Below are 20,774 nucleotides of genomic sequence, written 5' to 3'. Positions count from 1 at the left end.
GCGTAGATTCTGACCCGCACATGACCGACGGCAACAGGTCCAGGAGGTTTCGATCTGATGACCACAACGGTCAACTCCCCCCGGACACCAGGGAAAGCCATGACAAGCTGGGACGTATGACCTCCCCGCAGAATCCCCCACACGGCACCCCCGACGCCCCCCTCCTCACAGTCCGCGGCGAGGCCGAACTCGAAGTCGACCCCGAGATCGCCCGCATCGGCATCACCGTCACCGCCCGCGGCCGCGACCGCCGCACCACCCTCGACGACCTCACCCGCCGCAACACAACCGTCCTCGACCTCATCAAGTCCTACGGCGACGCCATCGAGAACCTCTCCACCGGCGCCATCTCCCTCACCCCCGAACTCACCCACCGCGGACGAGGCGAACGCATCCGCACCCACCACGGCACCATCCACCTCACCGCCGAACTCAACGACTTCACCGCCCTCGGCGAACTCACCACCCGCCTCGCCGACCTCGACCTCACCAGAATCGACGGCCCCACCTGGGAACTCCGCCCCACCTCACCCGTCCACCGCAAAGCCCGCCAACAAGCCGTACGCGAAGCCGTCCAACGCGCCAAGGAATACGCCGAGGCGCTCGACACCACCGTCGCCACCCTCCTCGAACTCGCCGACACCGGCACCACGGGAGCCCGCCCCCGCTCCGCCTTCGACCGCCACGCCGTCCGCTTCTCCATGGCCGCCGCCGAAACGGAAACAGCAGCCCCCGAACCCCTCGACCTCGAACCCCAGCGCATCCACGTCCGCGCAGAGGTAAGCGCCCGGTTCACCATGAATCCGCCGACGCTGTAAAAGCGGCTCGAAAGAGCAGCACGCAAAAGCCGATGCTCATTCGAGCGGCAGCCCGCACAATTTATTAGTTGTCAACAACCCTTCACACAAAGGTTGTTGAGCAGCCATGTGCCACGAATTCCCTACCCATCGGTAAGCAATAAGCTCGAAACATGCGCCGAGCAAAAATCGTCTGCACCCTGGGCCCCGCCACCGACACATACGACCAGATCAAAGCCCTGGTCGACGCCGGAATGGACGTCGCCCGCTTCAACCTCAGCCACGGCAGCCACGCCGAACACGAGGAGCGCTACCACCGAGTCCGCAAGGCCTCCGACGAAACCGGCCACAGCGTCGGCCTCCTCGCCGACCTTCAAGGCCCGAAGATCCGCCTCGGCCACTTCACCGAAGGCCCCGTACTCCTTGAACGCGGCGACACCTTCACCATCAGCGTCCAAGAAGGCACCCAAGGCGACCAAAACCGCTGCGGCACCACCTACGCCGGCCTCGCCGACGACGTCACCCCGGGCGAACGCATCCTCGTCGACGACGGCAAAGTCTGCCTCGAAGTCACGACCGTCGACGGCCCACACGTACACACCCGAGTGATCGAAGGAGGCCTCGTCTCCGACCACAAAGGCCTCAACCTCCCCGGCGTCGCCGTCTCCGTCCCCGCCCTCTCCAAAAAAGACGAGGACGACCTCCGCTGGGCGCTCCGCACCGGCTTCGACGTCATCGCCCTCTCCTTCGTCCGCAGCGGCCGCGACATCCTCGACGTCCACCGCATCATGGACGAAGAAGGCCGCCGACTCCCCGTCATCGCCAAGGTCGAGAAACCCCAAGCCGTCGAGAACATCGACGACATCGTCGCCGCCTTCGACGGCATCATGGTCGCCCGCGGCGACCTCGGCGTAGAAATGCCCCTCGAACAGGTCCCCATCGTCCAGAAGAGGGCCATCAAACTCGCGAAGCGCAACGCCAAGCCCGTCATCGTCGCCACCCAGATGCTCGACTCCATGATCGAGAACTCCCGCCCCACCCGCGCGGAAGCCTCCGACGTGGCCAACGCGGTCATCGACGGCACCGACGCGGTGATGCTCTCCGGCGAGACCAGCGTCGGCAAATACGCGATCCAGACCGTCCGCACCATGGCGAAGATCGTGGCGGCGGCCGAGGAGGACATCCTCGCGAAGGGCCTCCCGCCCCTGACCGACAGCAACAAGCCCCGCACCCAGGCCGGCGCGGTCGCCCGGGCGGCGGCGGAGATCGGCGACTTCCTCGGCGCGAAGTTCCTGGTCGCCTTCACCCAGAGCGGCGACACCGTCCGCCGCCTCTCCCGCTACCGCTCCCCGATCCCCCTCCTCGCCTTCACGCCCGAACCGGCGACCCGCTCCCAGCTGAACCTGACGTGGGGCGTGGAGACGTTCCTCGGCCCGCAGGTGGACTCGACGGACGCGATGGTCGACCAGGTCGACGAGCTGCTGCTGAAGTACGGACGCTGCCAGAAGGGGGATGTGGTGGTCATCACGGCCGGTTCGCCCCCCGGGGTGTCGGGCTCGACGAACCTGGTCCGCGTGCACCACATCGGGGAGGACGACAGCCCCAAGTAGGGGTTAGTGCTTGGGGCCTACGTGGGTGTCGAGTAGGGCGACGGAGGCCTTGCGGGCGATGGAGACGTTGAACGGGTCGCTGCCGCGAGCGAGAGTGGTCCACTCGACGCCGACTTTGTCGAGAGTGTCGGTGAAGAGCTTCCGGATGTCGTCCGACTTGTTGGCGAAGAAGTAACGCGGGTATTCGTAGCGCTTGCGCTCCCCGCCGACGGTCCTCTCTGTCCAGTTGGTGATGCGGCATCCGTCGGAGTGGATGAGGCCGCGGATGAACTCCCAGGGACAGGCATCGACGATGGCCTCCTGCCAGGGGACGAGGGCGATCAGTCGCTCGTGCTTCTTGCCGGGGCCGTGCTGGGGGAAGAGGCAGTGCAGGTGCTTTGAGTAGACCTTGACATTGCGGCAGCCTGTCCTGCGGACCCGGCAGACGGAGTTGTCGGGGAAGACCGCGCGCATGGCCTGCTCGCATTCATCCATGAGACCGGGCCACGATTCGGCGCAGGTGATCATGAGGTTGGGCACGCGGTGCTCTGAGTAATGGCTGATGTGGCCGTCGCCGAGGTAGAGCCCCAAGAGGTAGCTGTATGCCGACTCGTCCAGCTCTCGCCCGTCGCACCGGGGGCACTTCGGATCATGCGAGCCAGGACACTCGCCGCGTTTCGCGCGGTCCATGTGCTTCCAATAGCTGACCGTGCCGAGCGGGACCTTCAACTGGCGAGCCACATCAGCGTTGCGTGCCCCTTCGCGCAGCAGCGTGACGGCCCGGTGTCGAATCTCAGTGCTGTGAAAGTTCATGCGAACACACTGCGTTACTGATCGCGACTGTGCGCAGCAAAAAGCGGAGGTTCACGAGAACGTGAGCCTCCGCTTCGGTGTGCCGGGTACGGGATTCGAACCCGTATGTCCTCTCGGACAGATGTGTTTGAGACATCCGCGTAAGCCGATTCCGCCAACCCGGCTAGGCACCCCGTGAGTGTACCGGGTCACCGTACTTCTCCGCCTCTAGGTAGGCTGCATAAGCAGCAGCACTGCCCGGCCCGCAACAAGGAGCCCACGTGACCGCCCCCGAGTCGCCCCAGCCCGTAGACGCGCCCGACGACGACAAGTCGCACGTGCCTCCGCTGACGACCCGTGTCGTCATCGCCGAGGACGAGGCCCTGATCCGCCTCGACCTCAAAGAGATGCTGGAGGAAGAGGGCTACAGCGTCGTCGGCGAGGCCGGTGACGGCGAGCAGGCCGTCGAGCTCGCCCGTGAGCACAAGCCCGACCTCGTCATCCTCGATGTGAAGATGCCCAAGCTCGACGGCATCTCGGCCGCCGAGAAGATCGCCGAGGAGCGCATCGCGCCCGTCCTCATGCTCACTGCCTTCTCGCAGCGCGACCTCGTCGAGCGCGCCCGTGATGCCGGTGCGATGGCGTACCTGGTGAAGCCGTTCAGCAAGAGTGACGTCGTCCCGGCGATCGAGATGGCCGTCTCGCGCTTCACGGAGCTGCGGGAGCTGGAGAACGAGGTCGCGGATCTGACGCTGCGGCTGGAGACGCGCAAGCTGGTGGACCGGGCGAAGTCGATTCTTCAGACGGAGTACGGGCTGACGGAGCCGGCCGCGTTCCGGTGGATCCAGAAGACGTCGATGGATCGCCGTATGTCGATGCAGCAGGTCGCGGAGGCGGTCATTCAGGACGCCGACGAGAAGAAGTCGTCCAAGGGCTGAGCCCAGACGGACACACGACGAGGCCCGCGCCCGGAGAAGGGGCGCGGGCCTCGTCGTATGCGAGGGGCGGGCTCAGTCCTCGCCGAGGTACGCCTTGCGGACGGACTCGTCGTGGAGGAGGTCCTGGCCGGTGCCGGAGAGGACGATGTTGCCGACCTCCATGACGTGGCCGTGGTCGGCGAGCGAGAGGGCGGCCTGGGCGTTCTGCTCGATGAGCAGGATGGTCATGCCCTGGGACTTGAGCTCGGCGATGGTTGCCATGATCTTCTGCATCATGATGGGGGAGAGGCCCATGGAGGGCTCGTCCAGCATGAGCAGTTTGGGCTGTGACATGAGCGCGCGGCCCATCGCCAGCATCTGCTGTTCGCCGCCGGAGAGGGTGCCGGCGGCCTGCTTGCGGCGCTCTCCCAGGATGGGGAAGAGGTCGTAGGCGCGCTGGATGTCCTTCTCGATGCCTGCCTTGTCGCTGCGGAGGAAGGCGCCGAGGCGGAGGTTGTCCTCGATCGTCATGCGGGGGAAGATGTGCCGGCCCTCGGGGGAGTGGGCGAGTCCCTGGCTGACGATGTTGTGGGCGGGGATCTTCTTCAGCGATTTGCCGTTGAATTTGATCTGGCCGCCGACGGGCTTGAGGAGTCCGGAGAGGGTGCGCAGGGTGGTGGTCTTGCCGGCGCCGTTGGTGCCGATGAGGGTGACGACTTCGCCGGCTTCGACCTTGAACGAGATGCCTTTGACGGCTTCGATCTTGCCGTAGGCGACTCGGAGGTCTTCGACTTCGAGCAGTGCGGTCATCGGTCGTTCTCCTTGCCGGGCGCGGCGTCCGTCGGGGTGGCGGCGCTTTCGGCGTGTGCTTCGGCGGCCTCGACTTCGGCTATTTCTTCTTCGCCGGGGGCGTTTTCGAAGGGTTCGCCGAGGTATGCGGCGACGACGCGTTCGTCGCCCTGGACGGTGGCGCTGTCGCCTTCGACGAGTTTTTCGCCTTGGACGAGGACGGCGACGCGGTCGCAGAGGTTGAAGATGAAGCGCATGTCGTGCTCGATGACGAGGACGGCGATGCCTTGGTCGCGGATGGCGAAGACGAGTTCTTCGGTCGCGCGGGTCTCCTGGGGGTTCATGCCGGCCGTCGGCTCGTCGAGCAGGAGCAGGCCCGGCTCGCTCGCCAGTGCGCGGGCGATCTCGAGCTTGCGCTGTTCGCCGTAGGGGAGGTTGCGGGCGAGGTGGTCGGCTTTTTTCTCCAGTCCGACGAACGCGAGGAGTTCCATGGCGCGTTCGCGGGAGGCGGCTTCGGCTTTGTGGAAGCCGGGGAGGCGGAGGATGGCGGACCAGAAGCCTTCTTTGGTGCGGGTGTGGCGGCCGACGAGGACGTTTTCCAGGACCGTCATGTTGGCGAAGAGGCGGATGTTCTGGAAGGTGCGGGCGATGCCGGCGGCGGTGACCTTGAAGGATTTGGGCGGCAGGACGTTGCCCTTGAAGCGGACCTCTCCCTCGGTGGGGATGTAGAGGCCGGTGAGGCAGTTGAAGAAGGTGGTCTTGCCGGCGCCGTTGGGGCCGATGAGGCCGACGATCTCGCCGCTGTTGACGGTGAGGTCGACGTTGCGGACGGCGGTGAGGCCGCCGAATCGCATGGTGACGCCGCGGGCGTCGAGGACCGTTTCGCCGACCGGGGCGACAGGGGCGTCCTTGGTGGTGGTGTCGGTGGTCATGGTGGTCAGGCCCCTGCCTTCGTGAGGACGGTGGGCGCTTCCGCGTCTTCGTGGAACTCGAGCTGGCGGCGCCGGTTGGGGATCATGCCTTCCGGGCGGAAGCGCATCAGCAGGATGAGTGCGAGGCCGAAGGCGAAGAGCTGGTAGTCGCCGAGGAACTGGAGCTTGTTGGGGATGAGGAAGAGCAGGGAGGCGCCGATGAGGGGGCCGCCGATGGTGCCCATGCCGCCGAGGACGACTGCGGCGAGCAGGAAGGCGGAGTTGGGCGGGATGGGGCCGGCGAAGACGTACTGCTCGGGGGTCACGGTGTAGGTGACGTGGGCTTGTACGGTGCCGGCGAGTCCGGCGAGGGAGGCGCCGACGGCGAAGGCGATGAGTTTGACGCGGAAGCCGTTGATGCCCATGGCGAGGGCGGCGGTCTCGTCTTCGCGGATGGCGACCCAGGCGCGGCCGATGCGGGAGTCGCCGCTGCGTCGGAAGACGGTCACGACGATGGCGGTGATGATCAGCATCAGGAAGAAGTAGTTGGCGAAGCGGCCGATGCTGAATCCGGCGATGTCGTGGACGGCTCCGAAGTCGAACCCGAGGATGTTGAGGTTCGGGATGGAGGAGATGCCGTTGGAGCCGTTGGTGATGTCGGGGCCGGAGGTGCCGTCGAGGTTGTTGGCGGTGATGCGGAAGATTTCTCCGAAGCCGAGGGTGACGATGGCGAGGTAGTCGCCGCGCAGTCGCAGGGTCGGGGCGCCGATGAGGACGCCGAAGACGAGTGAGGCGGCGGTGCCGACGAGGGCGGCGGCCCAGAACGGGAAGTGCACGCCGAAGGGGGAGCTGGGGGAGCCGGAGACGAGGGAGGCGGCGTAGGCGCCGACGCCGAGGAAGGCGACGTAGCCGAGGTCGAGGAGTCCGGCGAGGCCGACGACGATGTTCAGGCCGAGGGCGACGGTGGCGAAGATGAGGATGTAGACGCCTACGGTCGCGTACTGGTCGTCGGTCTGGGTGAAGGGGAAGAGTGCGGCGGCGACGAAGGCGCCGCAGGTGGTGATGTTCTGGTGCCGGGCGGTGATCTGGCTTGCCTGGGCGACGAGGCCGGACTTGCTGAGGGCGGCGAAGCCGAATCCGGCGGTGATGAGGAAGCCGACGAAGAGTTCGTCGTACTCGGTGCCGATGCCGTAGGTGAAGACGGTGAGGCCGAGGGCGAGTACGGCGACGATGATCAGGATCTCGGCGTAGGAGGGGAGCTTGCCGACGGGCTTGGGGGTGCCGGTGGCGAAGGCGGCCTTGACGGTGTCCCACTGGTGGGTGGCCTTGTGCCTGCGGTGTTCCCAGGGGGTGTCGTCGGGGTCGATCGGGTCGGCTTCGGGGTGCTCGAAGGGCAGGGCGAGGGCGCCGAGGAAGGCGGCGAGGCTGCCTATGGCGACGAGGTAGCCGCCGATTTCGAGGTTGACGATGCCGCCGAGGTCGGCGCTGATCGCGATGACCGTGTACCAGCTGGTGGCGAAGGTGGCGAGGGCGGCGAGTTTGATGGCGCCGTCTGCGCCGGCGGGGATGAGCCAGCCGAGGCCCTTGACGCCGTAGGAGGCGAGGGCGAAGAGGGTGGTGAGGGCGCCGCCGATGAGGACGAGGACCTGGAGGCCGCCGGGGTAGCCGTAGACGGTGAGGTCGCCGGGGAAGGCGCTGGTCCAGGTCCAGGCGAGGAAGGTGGAGATGATGGTGAGGATGGCGCCGCCGGTGGCGAGGGCGCGGGCGATGGGTGCCGGGATGCCGATGAGGCCGGCCGGGGCGGAAGCGGTCTTGCCGAGCGCTTCGGCGGTGGTGGTCTGTGTCGTCATCGGTGTCACGCCCTGTCCGCGACGCGCTCGCCGAGCAGGCCCTGGGGCCGCAGGAGGAGCACGAGGATGAGGAGTACGAAGGCCCAGACGTCGGCCCAGGCGTTGCTGCCGAACTGGCTCATGCCGGGGATGTCGGCGATGTAGGCGGTGGCGAGGGTTTCGGCGATGCCGAGGACGAGGCCGCCGATCATGGCTCCGTAGATGTTGCCGATGCCGCCGAGGACGGCTGCGGTGAAGGCCTTGAGGCCGAGGAGGAAGCCCATGGTGAAGGAGATCTGGCCGTATTTGAGGCCGTAGGCGACGCCTCCGATGGCGGCGAAGGTGGCGCCGAGGGCGAAGGCGACCACGATGATGCGGTCGGTGTTGACGCCCATGAGTTTGGCGGTGTCGGGGTCCTGGGCGGTGGCCTGCATGCCGCGTCCGGTGCGGGTCTTCATGACGAAGTAGCCGAGGATGGCCATGCTGATGGGGGCGGCGATGAGCAGGAAGACGTCGCCGGTCTGGATGGTGACGTTGCCGATTTCGAAGGGGCCGCCGTCGATCTGGGGGAAGACGCGGGCGGACTTGGCTTCGGGGTACCAGGCCCAGACGGCTTGCTGGAGGGCGAGGGAGAGGCCGATGGCGGTGATGAGCGGGGCGAGGCGGGGTGCGTTGCGGAGGGGACGGTAGGCGAACCGTTCCGCTCCCACGGCGACGGTCACGGAGACCATCACGGCTCCGACGAGCATCAGTGGCAGGGCGATGGCCATGGATGTGCCGTCGGGGAGTATGTAGGCATAGACCGTGAGAGCGCCGAACGCTCCGGTCATGAAGATCTCGCCGTGGGCGAAGTTGATGAGCTGGACGATGCCATAGACCATTGTGTAGCCGATGGCGACAAGCCCGTACATGGATCCCAGTAGCAGGCCGTTGACCAGCTGCTGCGGCAGTTCGTTCACCGCATGTCCTCCGAGACGGTTCGGATGTTTCGACGGGGGGCCGGATGTGAGTCCGCGCGGGGCGCCTGTGGAACAGCGCCCCGCGCGGCTCAGCTGTGGTGCGGGTGGTGGGTCAGCCGGTGTAGGTGCCGGACTTGACGGCCTTCCAGGCACCGTTCTCGACGGCGTAGACGGTGAGCTGCTTGTTGGTGGCGTCGCCGTACTCGTCGAAGGAGACCTTGCCGGTCACGCCGTCGAAGGAGACGTTCTGGACGGCTGCGGTGACCTTGGCGCGGGCGTCGTCGGGGAGCTTGCCGCTGTTGTCGTCGACGACCTTCTTGACGGCCTCGATGATCGCCCAGGCGGAGTCGTAGGAGTAGCCGCCGTAGGCCTCGTAGGCCTCCTTGTAGCCCTCGGTCTTGTAGTTGGCGACGAACTCCTTGGCGGAGGCCAGTTCCTCGACGGGGGCGCCGACGGAGGTGGCGAGGTCGCCGGTGGCGGTGGCGCCGGCGAGCTTGATGAAGTCGGCGCTGTAGATGCCGTCGCCGCCGACCACGGGGATCTTGGCGCCGGCGGCCTTGATCTGCTTGCTGAGCGGGCCGGCCTGCGGGTACTCGCCGCCGTAGTAGACGACGTCGGCGCCGGAGTTCTTGACCTGGGTGGCGACCGCGGAGAAGTCCTTGCTGTCCGGGTTGATGTGCTGGGTGCCGGCGATGGTGCCGCCGAGCTTCTTGAACTCCGCGGTGAAGGTGGCGGCGAGGCCGGCGCCGTAGGTCTTCTTGTCGTCGATGACGAAGACCTTCTTCTTCTTTGCGTCGTTGAAGACGTACTGCGCGGCGAACGGGCCCTGGATGGCGTCCGTGGTCGCGGTGCGGAAGTACGAGGTGTAGGGGCGCTTCTTGGTGGTCGCCCAGTCGGTGCCCTGGGTGAGCGCCGGGTTGGTGTTGGCCGGGGAGATCTCGACCAGCTTGGCGTCGTCGAAGACCTTCTGCATCGACTCGGCGACGGAGGAGTTCAGCGGGCCGACCACGCCGAGGACGCTCTTGTCGGCGACGAGGGCGGTGGCGTTCTGCTGGCCCGCGGAGGGCTGCGCCTGGTCGTCCTTGGCGACGATCTTGAAGGTGACGCCGTCGACGTACTTCTGCTTGTTGGCCGTCTTGACGGCGAGGTCGACGGAGTTCTTGATGCCGAGGCCCAGCGCGGACAGGTCGCCGGTGAGCGGGGCGTCGACGCCGATGGTGACGGTGGTGCCGCCGCTGTCGGAGCCCTTGTCGTCACTGTCGCGCGAACCGCAGGCGGTCAGGGTGAGAGCTCCGGCGGACAGCGCGGCGGTGATGGCGATGAGCGAACGTTGACGCACGTTCCAGTCCTTTCCATGGGCGGCCCTCCCCCCTGGAAGAGGCCGAGTCGAGCGTCTGGCCGAAGGGGTATTCCAGCCGCGCGGTGACTGGGCGTGACTCTAAGCGGGTGGGGGTTACGGGGAGGAGGGTCTGACCCATGCTGTGACTCTCTTGTTATGACACGAGGTAATGCAGAGCGGTACGTGGTGGGTGGAACGGCTGAATTCAGGCCGATTCGCCCTGTCCGCATGGTGAGAAAGTGCAGGATGAACCCAGGCGGGTTCAGGTGTCTCAGGCGTTTTGGTAATTACGCGGATTCGTTGCCGCAGGCGACCTGTAGGGCTTCGGAGAGGTCGTGCGCATAGCGCGGGCCCAGGATGAAACTGTGGTCCTGTATTGCGCGTGCATTACGTAGAGTTACGTCCAGGAAAGGCAGTCCGACGTTCCTCGGCGCTTTCCCGCATTCCGTCACATGCATGGTGACGACGATCTTGCGCGCCGCGCCCTCCTCGGTCCTGAACGGCGCCGACGGGGCCGAGGTCAGGGTGAGCCCGGCGTACGGCTGGGCCAGCCGTGTCAGGGTGACCGGCGGGCCCGAGTCCACGGAGAGCAGCACTTCGAAGGCGAAGGTGCGCGGCCGGGTGCCGGGCGGTACGGCGATCTCGCCGAGGTAGCTGACGTCCACGGTCTGGGACGGGAACGGCGGTGCGGGGGCGGCCGGTTCGGCGTCGTGCGGCCGGGTCGCGTACAGGTAGCCGCCGCCGGCGAGGAGCAGCGCGGCGGCGAGGGCGGCGAGCACGGCTCGGCGGTGGGCGCTGTGGAAGCGGGTGAGGCGTGCGAGGGCGCGGCTGAAGGGAGTTGGGGACTGCGCGTCGGGGGAGTCGAGTGAGTCGGGGTCGCGGTGCGGGTCGGGCGGCTGCGGGGTGTCCCACGCGCGGGTGCCCTCGCCGGGCTCCACGGGGCCGACGCCGCTCACTGCCAGGGGCCTTCGTCGGGGCCGCCGGAGCGGTACCGGTCGGCGCAGCCCTCGCGTGCCTCGCGGTCGATCAACTCGCCTGCGGCGTCGGCTCCTTGGGTTTTCTTGGCGGCCCGCGCGGCGTCCACGACGGTCCGCAGGATGTCGTACTGCCCGTTGGACAGTCCCATCGACTGGTAGTCCCCGTAGGTCGTGCCGTCCAGGACCTCGCGCGCCCAGTGGGCGACGATGCGTGTGCACAACTCCTCGGGCGAGGCGCTGGAAGAGGACGGGGACGGGGACAGGGGCGGGGAGGGGGTGCGGGCGGCCGTGCTGTCGCCGGACGCGCCGCCGCAGCCGGTCGCGGTCGCCAACGCCCCCGCCAGCAGTGCCGGTCCGAGCAGCCGTGCCGCCGCTCCCGCCCTTGGGGCCCGTCCCGTGGTCATGCCTCGACGCTAGGCTGTCGGGCCGCTGAGGAGCAACGGCTGCGCGCGCGTGGCCTGTCGGGGCGCCGGGTCGTCAGCCGGCCGCAGGGACGTTCGCCCCGTCGCCGGCCCGTACGTCCCGCAGCAGACAGGTCAGCCGCGCGGTGCACACGCGTCGCCCCTGCTCGTCGCTGATGACGATCTCGTACGTCGCCGTGGAGCGGCCCTGGTGCACGGGGGTGGCCACGCCGGTGACGAGGCCGGAGCGGGCCCCGCGGTGGTGGGTGCAGTTCAGGTCGACGCCGACGGCGATCTTGGAGCTGCCGCCGTGCAGCATGGCGCCGACCGAGCCGAGGGTCTCGGCGAGGACGGCGGAGGCGCCGCCGTGCAGCAGTCCGTAGGGCTGGGTGTTGCCCTCGACGGGCATGGTGCCGACGACGCGGTCCGCGGCGGCCTCGACGATCTGCACGCCCATGCGGTTGCCGAGGTGTCCGGCGGAGAACAGGGCGAGGATGTCGACGCCGAGCGCGGCGTACTCGTCGATGACTTCCTGCGGGAACTTCACGTGCTGCTGCTCGCCCATGGGGCCCGGCTCCGTTCGTCGATCCAGTCCAGCGTCACTGAGCAAACGCTCAGTCGGTGGACGATTGTTCCAGACGGACCACGACGGACTTGCTGGCCGGGGTGTTGCTGGTGTCCGCGGTGGCGTCCAGCGGGACCAGCACGTTCGTCTCCGGGTAGTAGGCGGCCGCGCAGCCCCGGGTGGTCGGGTAGAGCACGACGCGGAAGCCGGGCGCCCGCCGCTCCACGCCGTCCCTCCACTCGCTCACCAGGTCCACGTAGGAGCCCTCCGCGAGCCCGAACGCGCGTGCGTCCTCGGCGTTGACCAGGACGACCCGGCGGCCGTTCTTGATGCCGCGGTAGCGGTCGTCCAGGCCGTAGATCGTGGTGTTGTACTGGTCGTGCGAGCGCAGCGTCTGCAGCAGCAGGCGGCCCTCGGGCAGCTCCGGGTACTCGACCGGGGCGGCGGTGAAGTTGGCCTTGCCGGTGGCGGTGGGGAAACGGCGCTCGTCGCGAGGGCCGTGCGGGAGGGTGAAGCCGCCCGGCTCGGCCACGCGCGCGTTGAAGTCCTCGAAGCCGGGGATCACCCGCGCGATGCGGTCGCGGATCGTCGCGTAGTCCTTCTCGAACTCCTCCCACGGCACCTTGCTGTCCTCGCCGAGCACGCGCCGCGCGAGGCGGCAGACGATGGCCGGCTCGGACAGCAGGTGGGCGCTCGCGGGCGCGAGCCGGCCGCGGGAGGCGTGCACCATGCCCATGGAGTCCTCGACGGTCACGAACTGCTCGCCGCCGCCCTGGAGGTCGCGCTCGGTGCGTCCGAGGGTGGGCAGGATCAGGGCACGCGCGCCCGTGACGACATGGCTGCGGTTGAGCTTCGTCGACACGTGCACGGTCAGCCGGGCGCGGCGCATGGCCGCTTCGGTGACGTCGGTGTCGGGAGAGGCGGCCACGAAGTTGCCGCCCATGGCGAAGAAGAGTTTCGCCTCGCCGTCGCGCAGCGCGCGGATGGCGCGCACGACGTCGAAGCCGTGCTCGCGCGGGGGCGCGAAGCCGAACTCCTTCTCCAGGGCGTCCAGGAAGGCCGGGGCGGGCCGTTCGAAGATGCCCATGGTGCGGTCGCCCTGCACGTTCGAGTGACCGCGCACCGGGCAGACGCCGGCGCCCGGGCGGCCGATGTTGCCGCGCAGGAGAAGGAAGTTGACGACCTCGCGGATGGTCGGCACGGAGTGCTTGTGCTGGGTGAGGCCCATGGCCCAGCAGACGATGGTGCGCTCGGAGGCGAGCACCATGCGCAGGGTTTCCTCGATCTCCGCGCGCGTGAGGCCGGTCGCGGTGAGCGTCTCCTCCCAGTCGGCGGCGCGGGCCGCCTCGGCGAACTCCTCGAAGCCGTGGGTGTGTTCGCCGATGAACGCCTCGTCGAGCGCGCCCTCGGTCTCGAGGACGAGTTTGTTGAGGAGGCGGAAGAGGGCCTGGTCGCCGCCGATGCGGATCTGCAGGAAGAGGTCGGTGAGGGAGGCGCCCTTGAACATGCCCTGCGGGGTCTGCGGGTTCTTGAACTTCTCCAGGCCCGCCTCGGGCAACGGGTTGACGCTGATGATCTTCGCGCCGCCCGCCTTGGCCTTCTCCAGCGCGGAAAGCATGCGCGGGTGGTTGGTGCCCGGGTTCTGCCCGGCGACGATGATCAGGTCGGCCTGGTAGAGGTCCTCGAGCAGGACGCTGCCCTTGCCGATGCCGATGGTCTCCGACAGGGCCGAGCCGGAGGACTCGTGGCACATGTTGGAGCAGTCCGGCAGGTTGTTCGTGCCGAGCTCGCGCGCGAAGAGCTGGTAGAGGAACGCGGCCTCGTTGCTGGTGCGGCCCGAGGTGTAGAAGACGGCCTCGTCGGGGGAGGCGAGGGCGGCGCTCTCCTCGGCGATGATGTCGAAGGCGCGCTCCCAGGTGACCGGCTCGTAGCGCTCGCCGCCCTCGGGGAGGTACATGGGGTGCGTGAGCCGGCCCTGCTGGCCCAGCCAGTAGCCGCTGCGGCCGGCGAGGTCGGCGACGGGGTGCGCGGCGAAGAACTCGGGGGTGACCCGGCGCAGCGTCGCCTCCTCGGCGACCGCTTTCGCGCCGTTCTCGCAGAACTCCGCGGCGTGCCGGTGGTCGGGCTCGGGCCAGGCGCAGCCGGGGCAGTCGAAGCCGTTCTTCTGGTTGACGCGCAGCAGCGTCAGCGCGGTGCGCTTCACGCCCATCTGCTGCTGGGCGATCCGCAGGGAGTGCCCGACGGCCGGCAGGCCTGCCGCCGCGTGCTTGGGCTCGGCGATCTGCGGTGCGTCCTGGACCGGATCGGCTTTGGGCGGCTTCGTAGCCATCGCACGCTCTCCTTACACCTGCCGTGAGTGCCGTCCCGCGGTGAATGCGGTACCTGTCCGATCCTCGCACGTGGCGCCGACAACGATCTCCTGTGGGTTTGCTCACCTGCGTGCACATCGCTTGCGCGGGCCGGTCCCGCGCGGGCGGGGAGCCGTGCGGGAGCGGGGTGGGTCGCGGTGGCCGGGGCCGAGTGTCAGTGGGGCGTGGCAGGATCGGGGGCGTGGCAGAGACAGCAGCGAAGAAGACCGACACCCCCTCCGGCGCAAGCCGCCCGCGCCTGATGCTCATGGACGGGCACTCGCTGGCGTACCGCGCGTTCTTCGCGCTGCCCGCGGAGAACTTCACCACCGCGACGGGCCAGCCGACGAACGCGATCTACGGCTTCGCCTCGATGCTGGCCAACACGTTGCGCGACGAGTCGCCCACGCATTTCGCGGTCGCCTTCGACGTCTCCCGCAAGACCTGGCGCTCCGAGGAGTTCACCGAGTACAAGGCGAACCGTTCCAAGACGCCGGACGAGTTCAAGGGGCAGGTCGAGCTGATCGGCGAGCTGCTCGACGCGATGCACGTCTCGCGGTTCGCGGTGGACGGCTTCGAGGCCGACGACGTCATCGCCACGCTCGCCACGCAGGCCGAGGCCGAGGGCTTCGAGGTGCTGATCGTCACGGGCGACCGGGACTCCTTCCAGCTGGTGTCGGAGCACACCACGGTGCTGTATCCGACGAAGGGCGTCTCCGAGCTGACCCGGTTCACCCCGGAGAAGGTCGTCGAGAAGTACGGGTTGACGCCCGCCCAGTACCCCGACTTCGCGGCGCTGCGCGGCGACCCGTCGGACAACCTCCCGGGCATCCCCGGCGTCGGCGAGAAGACGGCCGCGAAGTGGATCAACCAGTTCGGTTCGTTCGCGGAGCTGGTCGAGCGCGTCGAGGAGGTCAAGGGCAAGGCCGGGCAGAACCTGCGCGACCACCTGGAGGCCGTCAAGCTCAACCGCCGGCTCACCGAGATGGTCAAGGACGTCGAGCTGCCCAAGGCGGTCACCGACCTGGAGCGCGCCCCTTACGACCGCACGGCCGTCGCGATGGTCCTGGACACCCTGGAGATCAGGAACCCCTCGCTGCGCGAGCGGCTGCTCGCCGTCGACCCGGGCGGCGAGGAGGCCGAGACGGCCCCGGTGGCCACCGGCGGGGTGGAGCTGGACGGCACGGTGCTGGGCACGGGCGAGCTGGCCGGCTGGCTCGCGGAGCACGGCGCCGAGACCCTCGGCGTCGCCACCGTCGACACCTGGGCGCTGGGCGCCGGCTCGGTCGCCGAGGTCGCGCTCGCCGCCGCGGCGGGAGCGGCGGCCTGGTTCGACCCGACGGAGCTGGACGAGGCCGACGAGACCGCGTGGGCGGCCTGGCTCGCCGCCGAGGACCGCCCCAAGGTCCTGCACAACGCCAAGGGCGCCATGCGTGTCTTCGCCGAGCACGGCTGGTCCGTCGCCGGTGTCTTCATGGACACCGCGCTCGCCGCCTACCTGGTCAAGCCGGGCCGCCGCTCCTTCGACCTGGACGCGTTGTCCCTGGAGTACCTGGGCCGCGAGCTGGCGCCCGCCGCCGCGGCCGACGGCCAGCTCGCCTTCGGCGCGGACGACGGCGCCGAGGCCGAGGCCCTGATGGTGCAGGCCCGCACGATCGTCGACCTCGGCGAGGCCTTCCGGGGCCGTCTGGAGGAGGTCGGCGCGACCGACCTGCTGCGTGACATGGAGCTGCCCACCTCCGCCCTCCTGGCCCGTCTGGAGCGGCACGGCATCGCGGCCGACCGGGCTCATCTGGAGGCCATGGAGCAGATGTTCGCGGGCGCCGTCCAGCAGGCCGTGAAGGAGGCGCACGCGGCGGCCGGGCACGAGTTCAACCTGGGCTCGCCCAAGCAGCTCCAGGAGGTCCTCTTCGGCGAACTGGGCCTGCCCAAGACCAAGAAGACCAAGACCGGCTACACCACCGACGCCGACGCCCTGGCCTGGCTCGCCGGGCAGACGGACAACGAGCTGCCGGTGATCATGCTGCGCCACCGGGAGCAGGCGAAGCTGCGCGTCACCGTCGAGGGCCTGATCAAGACGATCGCCTCCGACGGCCGTATCCACACCACGTTCAACCAGACGGTCGCCGCGACCGGCCGACTGTCGTCGACGGACCCGAACCTGCAGAACATCCCCGTCCGCACGGACGAGGGCCGGGCGATCCGCCGCGGCTTCGTCGTCGGCGAGGGCTTCGAGTCGCTGATGACGGCCGACTACAGCCAGATCGAACTGCGGGTGATGGCCCACCTGTCGGAGGACGAAGGCCTCATCGAGGCGTTCACCTCCGGCGAGGACCTGCACACCACGGCCGCCTCCCAGGTGTTCGGCGTCGAGCCCGCCGCGGTGGACGCGGAGATGCGCCGCAAGATCAAGGCGATGTCCTACGGTCTGGCCTACGGCCTGTCCGCGTTCGGCCTGTCCCAGCAGCTCAACATCGACGCGGGCGAGGCCCGCGCCCTGATGGACGCCTACTTCGAACGCTTCGGCGGCGTACGCGACTACCTGCGCCGGGCGGTCGACGAGGCACGCGCGACCGGCTACACGGCGACGCTGTTCGGCCGCCGCCGCTACCTGCCCGACCTCAACAGCGACAACCGTCAGCGCCGCGAGGCGGCCGAGCGGATGGCCCTGAACGCGCCGATCCAGGGCACGGCGGCGGACATCGTCAAGATCGCCATGCTCAAGGTCGACGCGGCACTGCGCGAGGCGGACCTCAAGTCCCGCATGCTCCTCCAGGTCCACGACGAAGTCGTCCTGGAGATCGCCCCCGGCGAGCGCGCGGCGACCGAGGAACTGCTGCGCCGCGAGATGCCCGCAGCCGTCCACCTCAAGGCCCCGCTGGACGTGTCGGTCGGCGCGGGCCCCGACTGGGAGTCGGCGGCGCACTAGCCCGCGGCGGCGGACGGGCGGGAGTCATGTCTCAGGCCTGGTGAAGGGGGCCCTGTCGGCAGCGGCAGGGCCCCCTTCACGTCCCGCAGCAAGGGGCCTGCGCCCTGCGGGACGGGTCGTCACCCCTGGTCATCCCCCGAAGGGCCCTCACCCGCGTGGCCCCCGAGAACAAGCCTCTCCCCACCGCGGCCCGCCAGGATGCCGCCATGGGTATACGCATGCTTCACCGCCGGAAGGCCCACGCACGCGTGCACGCCACGGCCACCGCGGACACACAGGTCGACCCCGGCGCGGCGCGCCGGCGGCGACCGCGCCCGGCACTCGCGCCCGCCGCCGCCGCGCCCCGCGTCCCGAGAACCCCCGTCACGGTCCTGCGCGCGGCCGCCGCGCGGCTGCGCTGCCCGGCCGCCCTCACCCGGCTGCTGCCCCGGGGCGACAGATGGCGTCTGTGGGCGGACGCGGCGCGCGGCTTCCTGACACTCGCCGTCGGCGTCCTGGGCCGGCTCCCCAGGCCCCGTACGGCCCGCACGGTCCGCCGCATCCCCGTCTTCGTCGCGACCGTGACGCCTTTCACCGAACGCCCGGACGGCTCCGCTGCGCGCTGACCCTCTCCGGCTGCGGCGGCCCCGCCGAGCCGCCCCGGGCGGCCGGGCGCCACAGCCGCACGCCGACGGCGTACAGCAGCACCCCCAGCACCAGCCCGGCGCCCGCCCCGAAGCACAGCGTCGGGATGAACTCCCACGGCTTCGCCCCGCGCGAGCCCCAGTAGTCCCACCACCGCGTGGCCCGCCGCACCGCCGCGACCAGCGCGCAGCCGCCGATCAGGGCGCCGGCCCACCAGCGGTCCCGTACCGACAGCAGCGGGACGCCCACCGGCTCGGCGGCGGGCGTCCGGCGCAGCGCGTACGTCACGAACGCGGCGATCACGACGGCGGCCACGGCCGAACCCCCGTACTGCAGGTACCAGTACAGCGGTGAGCCGGCGATCTGCTCGCCGAGGACCGGGAACAGCCGCATGCCCCAGCGGTCGAGGTGCGTGAAGGCGTCCCACACCACGTGGGTCAGGGCGCCGAGAGCCGCCGAGACGTACCACCACAGGACTGTGGACGGCCGTACACGCGCGCGTGGCGTTCCGCAGCGGGTCAGGGCCGCCGTCCGGCCCTGCCGGCCCCGTGGCAGCAGCGCTGTCAGCGGTTCGCGCACCAGCAGCCAGAGCCCCACCAGCGCCCAGGCGACCAGCACGTCGACCGTGAACACGCCGGGGAAGGAGTGGGTGACGTCGCCGAACTCCATGGCCCCGGACAGGAAGCTCGCCGCGTAGTAGGTCATGTCGGGAGCGAAGGAGCCCGCCACGAGTGCGGCCGGCACCAGCCGTCCGCGGCCGGTGCCGTCGACGCGGAGCGCGGGCAGCACGGCCGCGGCGTGACTCAGGGTGAACGGCAACAGGGCTCCCGGAGGCGGACGTTGGCGGGCCGGGCGGCCCGGTGATCGAAGACGTCCAGTATGCGGGCGTCGGTTCCCGGCCAACGGCGCGTGACCAGTCGGTGAAAACGGCGCTCGAACGGGTGCCGGTGCAAAAGAAGTTGTCGTAGGGTCGCCTGGGTCGCCGTGTCTGCGCGGCACATCGAACAACACAACAGAACAGTGCAAACCGCCCACGGGTGCAACCTCCGGGGTGGGTTGATCGTCACAAGAGCAGCACCGCACCAGCGTGGCAACGGCAACAACAGGGTGCAGACGTAGACGGGCGTTAGGCGTCCCACGGGAGGGTTCACTTCATGTCGGCGCATATCGGCACGAGACTGCGCAAAGGAGCGGTCAACACGACCGTGGCCGCACTGGTGGTCGCGGCTCTGGCCGCGTCCCAGGCACCGGACGTCACGGCCGACAGTCAGGGCAGGCAGACGGCCGCCGATGTCCCGTCCGCGGACTCCGTGGACCCCGGCACGAGCGGCAGCGCCACCGGCAACTCGCCGTACTACACGGACCTGCCGCCGCTGAACACCCCCGCCCCGGCGCCGAGCGCGAGCTCCGCCACCACCACCCCGGCCGCCGCCGGCAGCAGCGAGGCGGGCATCCCCGCCACCGTCCTGGACGCCTACAAGAAGGCCGAGGCGGCGCTCGCGCAGTCCAAGGCGGGCTGCAACCTGCCCTGGCAACTCCTCGCCGCCATCGGCAAGGTCGAGTCGGGCCAGGCGGGCGGCGGCAACGTGACCGCCGACGGCACCACGATCACGCCGATCCTCGGCCCGGTCCTCAACGGCAACGGCTTCGCCAACATCAGCGACACCGACAACGGTGCGTACGACGGCGACAGCGCCTACGACCGCGCCGTGGGCCCCATGCAGTTCATCCCCTCCACCTGGGCGTGGGCGGGCCGTGACGGCAACGGCGACGGCAAGAAGGACCCCAACAACATCTACGACGCCGCGCTCGCCGCCGGCCACTACCTGTGCCGCTACGACTGGGACATGTCCACCACGTCCGGGATGCGCAGCGCGATCCTCAGCTACAACAACTCGACGGACTACCTCAACACCGTCCTGTCGTGGCTGGAGTACTACCGCAAGGGCACGCACGCGATCCCCGACGGCACCGGCACCGTGCCGAGCAACCGCAGCGACGACGACACCGGCTCCACGCCCACCTCGCCGTCCACCCCGTCGACGCCCGGCACCCCGACCTCCCCGTCGACTCCGAGCGTGCCCAGCAAGCCCAGCACGCCCCCCGCCACCCCGACCCCGACGCCCACGCCGACCGACACGGTCGACCACCTGGAGGCCTCGGGCGCGGCGAGCCTCACCGCCATGGCGGGCGACACGTTCGCCGAGCAGATCGCCGCCCGCGCGGAGACGGCGGCCGGCAAGACCGTCGCCAAGGTCAGGATCCGCTTCACCATCGTCGGCGACACGGATGCCGTCTTCGCCGGCGGCGAGAGCGTCGCGACGATCGTCACCGACAGCAAGGGCGTCGCCCTCGCGCCCGCGCTCAAGGCGGGCGAGGACACCGGTGACTTCATCGTCCGCGCCACGCTCGTCGGCCGCACGCTCTCCGCCGTCGACTACCGGGCCACGGTCACCGCCCGCGCCGCCGACGCCCTCGTTGCCACCGGCAGCACCGCGCTGACCTGCACCGCCGGCGGCGAGTTCGCCGACCAGGTCGGGGTGAAGGCCACGTACCAGGGCGCCGCGGCGGGCAAGGTCGCGGCCACCGCCACCCTGCTCAACTCGGCCGGCGACACGAGCGCCGGCGACAGCGGCCCCTACTTCAAGGACGCCGCCGGCAATGCCGTGCGCACGCTGAACCTGCAGACGGACGCAAGCGGCCTGCTGCAGCTGCCCCAGCTGTACGCCGACGACAACGCCGGCACGTACGTGCTGCGCATCACCACCACCGGCGGAGCGACCCTCACGGTCGAACTGACCGTCACGGCCGCCCCGACCTCGACGCCGAGCGACACGCCCACCGAGTCGGAGTCGACGGCCCCCGCTTCATAACCGCTCCCGCACCACGACGGCGGCGGCGCCCCTCTCCGGAGCTCCCGGTCACCGCCTCCGCGTGCCCCTGCTTCACCAGTCGCCGCAGATGGGCCTCGGCCTCCGAGACCGCGATGTTCCGTGAGCCGTACGGGA

General features: G+C 69.5%; 17 protein-coding genes and 1 tRNA gene. 6 read left to right on the top strand and 12 right to left on the bottom strand.

Annotated elements, in window-relative coordinates; all coding sequences use genetic code 11:
* The first annotated feature begins 116 nt into the window (after positions 1–116).
* Both ABZ725_RS38510 and pyk read left to right on the top strand, forming a co-directional pair.
* Complete coding sequence (locus ABZ725_RS38510) at positions 117–818, top strand: SIMPL domain-containing protein (RefSeq protein WP_358807057.1); 702 nt, start codon at positions 117–119, stop codon at positions 816–818.
* 152 nt (positions 819–970) lie between these two features.
* Complete coding sequence (pyk, locus tag ABZ725_RS38505; protein WP_358807056.1) at positions 971–2,407, top strand: pyruvate kinase; 1,437 nt, start codon at positions 971–973, stop codon at positions 2,405–2,407.
* A 3-nt stretch (positions 2,408–2,410) separates the two neighbouring features.
* On the opposite strand, the gene ABZ725_RS38500 is transcribed toward pyk, so the two are convergent.
* Positions 2,411–3,199 carry a helix-turn-helix domain-containing protein gene (locus ABZ725_RS38500; protein WP_358807055.1) on the bottom strand — a complete coding sequence of 263 codons (789 nt, stop codon included), beginning with the start codon at positions 3,197–3,199 and terminating at the stop codon, positions 2,411–2,413.
* Positions 3,200–3,279: 80 nt separating this feature from the next.
* Positions 3,280–3,363 (bottom strand) — tRNA-Leu (locus tag ABZ725_RS38495).
* 96 nt (positions 3,364–3,459) lie between these two features.
* Between ABZ725_RS38495 and ABZ725_RS38490 the strand changes: the two genes are divergently transcribed.
* A complete protein-coding gene (locus tag ABZ725_RS38490; protein WP_351910914.1) occupies positions 3,460–4,116 on the top strand; it encodes a response regulator in 657 nt (218 codons plus the stop codon).
* A 72-nt stretch (positions 4,117–4,188) separates the two neighbouring features.
* On the opposite strand, the gene ABZ725_RS38485 is transcribed toward ABZ725_RS38490, so the two are convergent.
* The 9 genes from ABZ725_RS38485 to ABZ725_RS38445 form a co-directional block, all read right to left on the bottom strand.
* The gene (locus ABZ725_RS38485) at positions 4,189–4,905 is read right to left on the bottom strand and encodes an ABC transporter ATP-binding protein (protein WP_358807054.1); all 717 of its coding nucleotides are present in this window, start codon (positions 4,903–4,905) and stop codon (positions 4,189–4,191) included.
* The gene (locus ABZ725_RS38480) at positions 4,902–5,816 is read right to left on the bottom strand and encodes an ABC transporter ATP-binding protein (protein WP_351910912.1); all 915 of its coding nucleotides are present in this window, start codon (positions 5,814–5,816) and stop codon (positions 4,902–4,904) included. The genes ABZ725_RS38485 and ABZ725_RS38480 overlap by 4 nt, the downstream gene beginning before the upstream one ends.
* 5 nt (positions 5,817–5,821) lie before the next feature.
* Positions 5,822–7,645 (bottom strand): branched-chain amino acid ABC transporter permease, encoded by a 1,824-nt coding sequence (locus ABZ725_RS38475; RefSeq protein ID WP_358807053.1) that lies wholly within the window; start codon positions 7,643–7,645, stop codon positions 5,822–5,824.
* 5 nt (positions 7,646–7,650) lie between these two features.
* Positions 7,651–8,583 (bottom strand): branched-chain amino acid ABC transporter permease, encoded by a 933-nt coding sequence (locus tag ABZ725_RS38470; RefSeq protein WP_351910910.1) that lies wholly within the window; start codon positions 8,581–8,583, stop codon positions 7,651–7,653.
* A 112-nt stretch (positions 8,584–8,695) separates the two neighbouring features.
* Positions 8,696–9,922 (bottom strand): branched-chain amino acid ABC transporter substrate-binding protein, encoded by a 1,227-nt coding sequence (locus ABZ725_RS38465; RefSeq protein ID WP_351910909.1) that lies wholly within the window; start codon positions 9,920–9,922, stop codon positions 8,696–8,698.
* 287 nt (positions 9,923–10,209) lie between these two features.
* On the bottom strand, positions 10,210–10,878 hold the full coding sequence (locus tag ABZ725_RS38460) for a Tat pathway signal sequence domain protein (protein WP_358807052.1): 669 nt from the start codon (positions 10,876–10,878) through the stop codon (positions 10,210–10,212).
* Positions 10,875–11,303, bottom strand: a complete 429-nt coding sequence (locus tag ABZ725_RS38455; RefSeq protein WP_358807051.1) for a hypothetical protein — start codon at positions 11,301–11,303, stop codon at positions 10,875–10,877. Before ABZ725_RS38455 ends, ABZ725_RS38460 begins: the two co-directional genes overlap by 4 nt.
* A gap of 73 nt (positions 11,304–11,376) precedes the next feature.
* Positions 11,377–11,865: a hotdog fold thioesterase gene (locus tag ABZ725_RS38450; protein WP_358807050.1), complete on the bottom strand. Its 489-nt coding sequence runs from the start codon at positions 11,863–11,865 to the stop codon at positions 11,377–11,379.
* 49 nt (positions 11,866–11,914) lie between these two features.
* Positions 11,915–14,194: an FdhF/YdeP family oxidoreductase gene (locus ABZ725_RS38445; protein ID WP_358807049.1), complete on the bottom strand. Its 2,280-nt coding sequence runs from the start codon at positions 14,192–14,194 to the stop codon at positions 11,915–11,917.
* A 221-nt stretch (positions 14,195–14,415) separates the two neighbouring features.
* On the opposite strand from ABZ725_RS38445, the gene polA reads away from it, so the two are divergent.
* Both polA and ABZ725_RS38435 read left to right on the top strand, forming a co-directional pair.
* A complete protein-coding gene (gene polA / locus ABZ725_RS38440; RefSeq protein ID WP_358807048.1) occupies positions 14,416–17,142 on the top strand; it encodes a DNA polymerase I in 2,727 nt (908 codons plus the stop codon).
* 206 nt (positions 17,143–17,348) lie between these two features.
* On the top strand, positions 17,349–17,747 hold the full coding sequence (locus ABZ725_RS38435) for a hypothetical protein (RefSeq protein WP_358807047.1): 399 nt from the start codon (positions 17,349–17,351) through the stop codon (positions 17,745–17,747).
* Here ABZ725_RS38435 and ABZ725_RS38430 read toward each other — a convergent pair.
* Positions 17,713–18,585: a DUF4184 family protein gene (locus ABZ725_RS38430; protein ID WP_358807046.1), complete on the bottom strand. Its 873-nt coding sequence runs from the start codon at positions 18,583–18,585 to the stop codon at positions 17,713–17,715. The two genes, ABZ725_RS38435 and ABZ725_RS38430, sit on opposite strands and share 35 nt — an antisense overlap.
* Before the next feature lie 335 nt (positions 18,586–18,920).
* Here ABZ725_RS38430 and ABZ725_RS38425 point away from each other — a divergent pair, with 335 nt between their 5' ends.
* Positions 18,921–20,639, top strand: a complete 1,719-nt coding sequence (locus ABZ725_RS38425) for a lytic transglycosylase domain-containing protein (RefSeq protein WP_358807045.1) — start codon at positions 18,921–18,923, stop codon at positions 20,637–20,639.
* Positions 20,640–20,774: the final 135 nt, after the last annotated feature.

Source organism: Streptomyces sp. NPDC006872 (genome assembly GCF_040635845.1).
In the GTDB taxonomy this organism is placed as follows: Bacteria; Actinomycetota; Actinomycetes; order Streptomycetales; family Streptomycetaceae; genus Streptomyces.
This window is presented reverse-complemented; position numbering and strand designations above follow the sequence as displayed.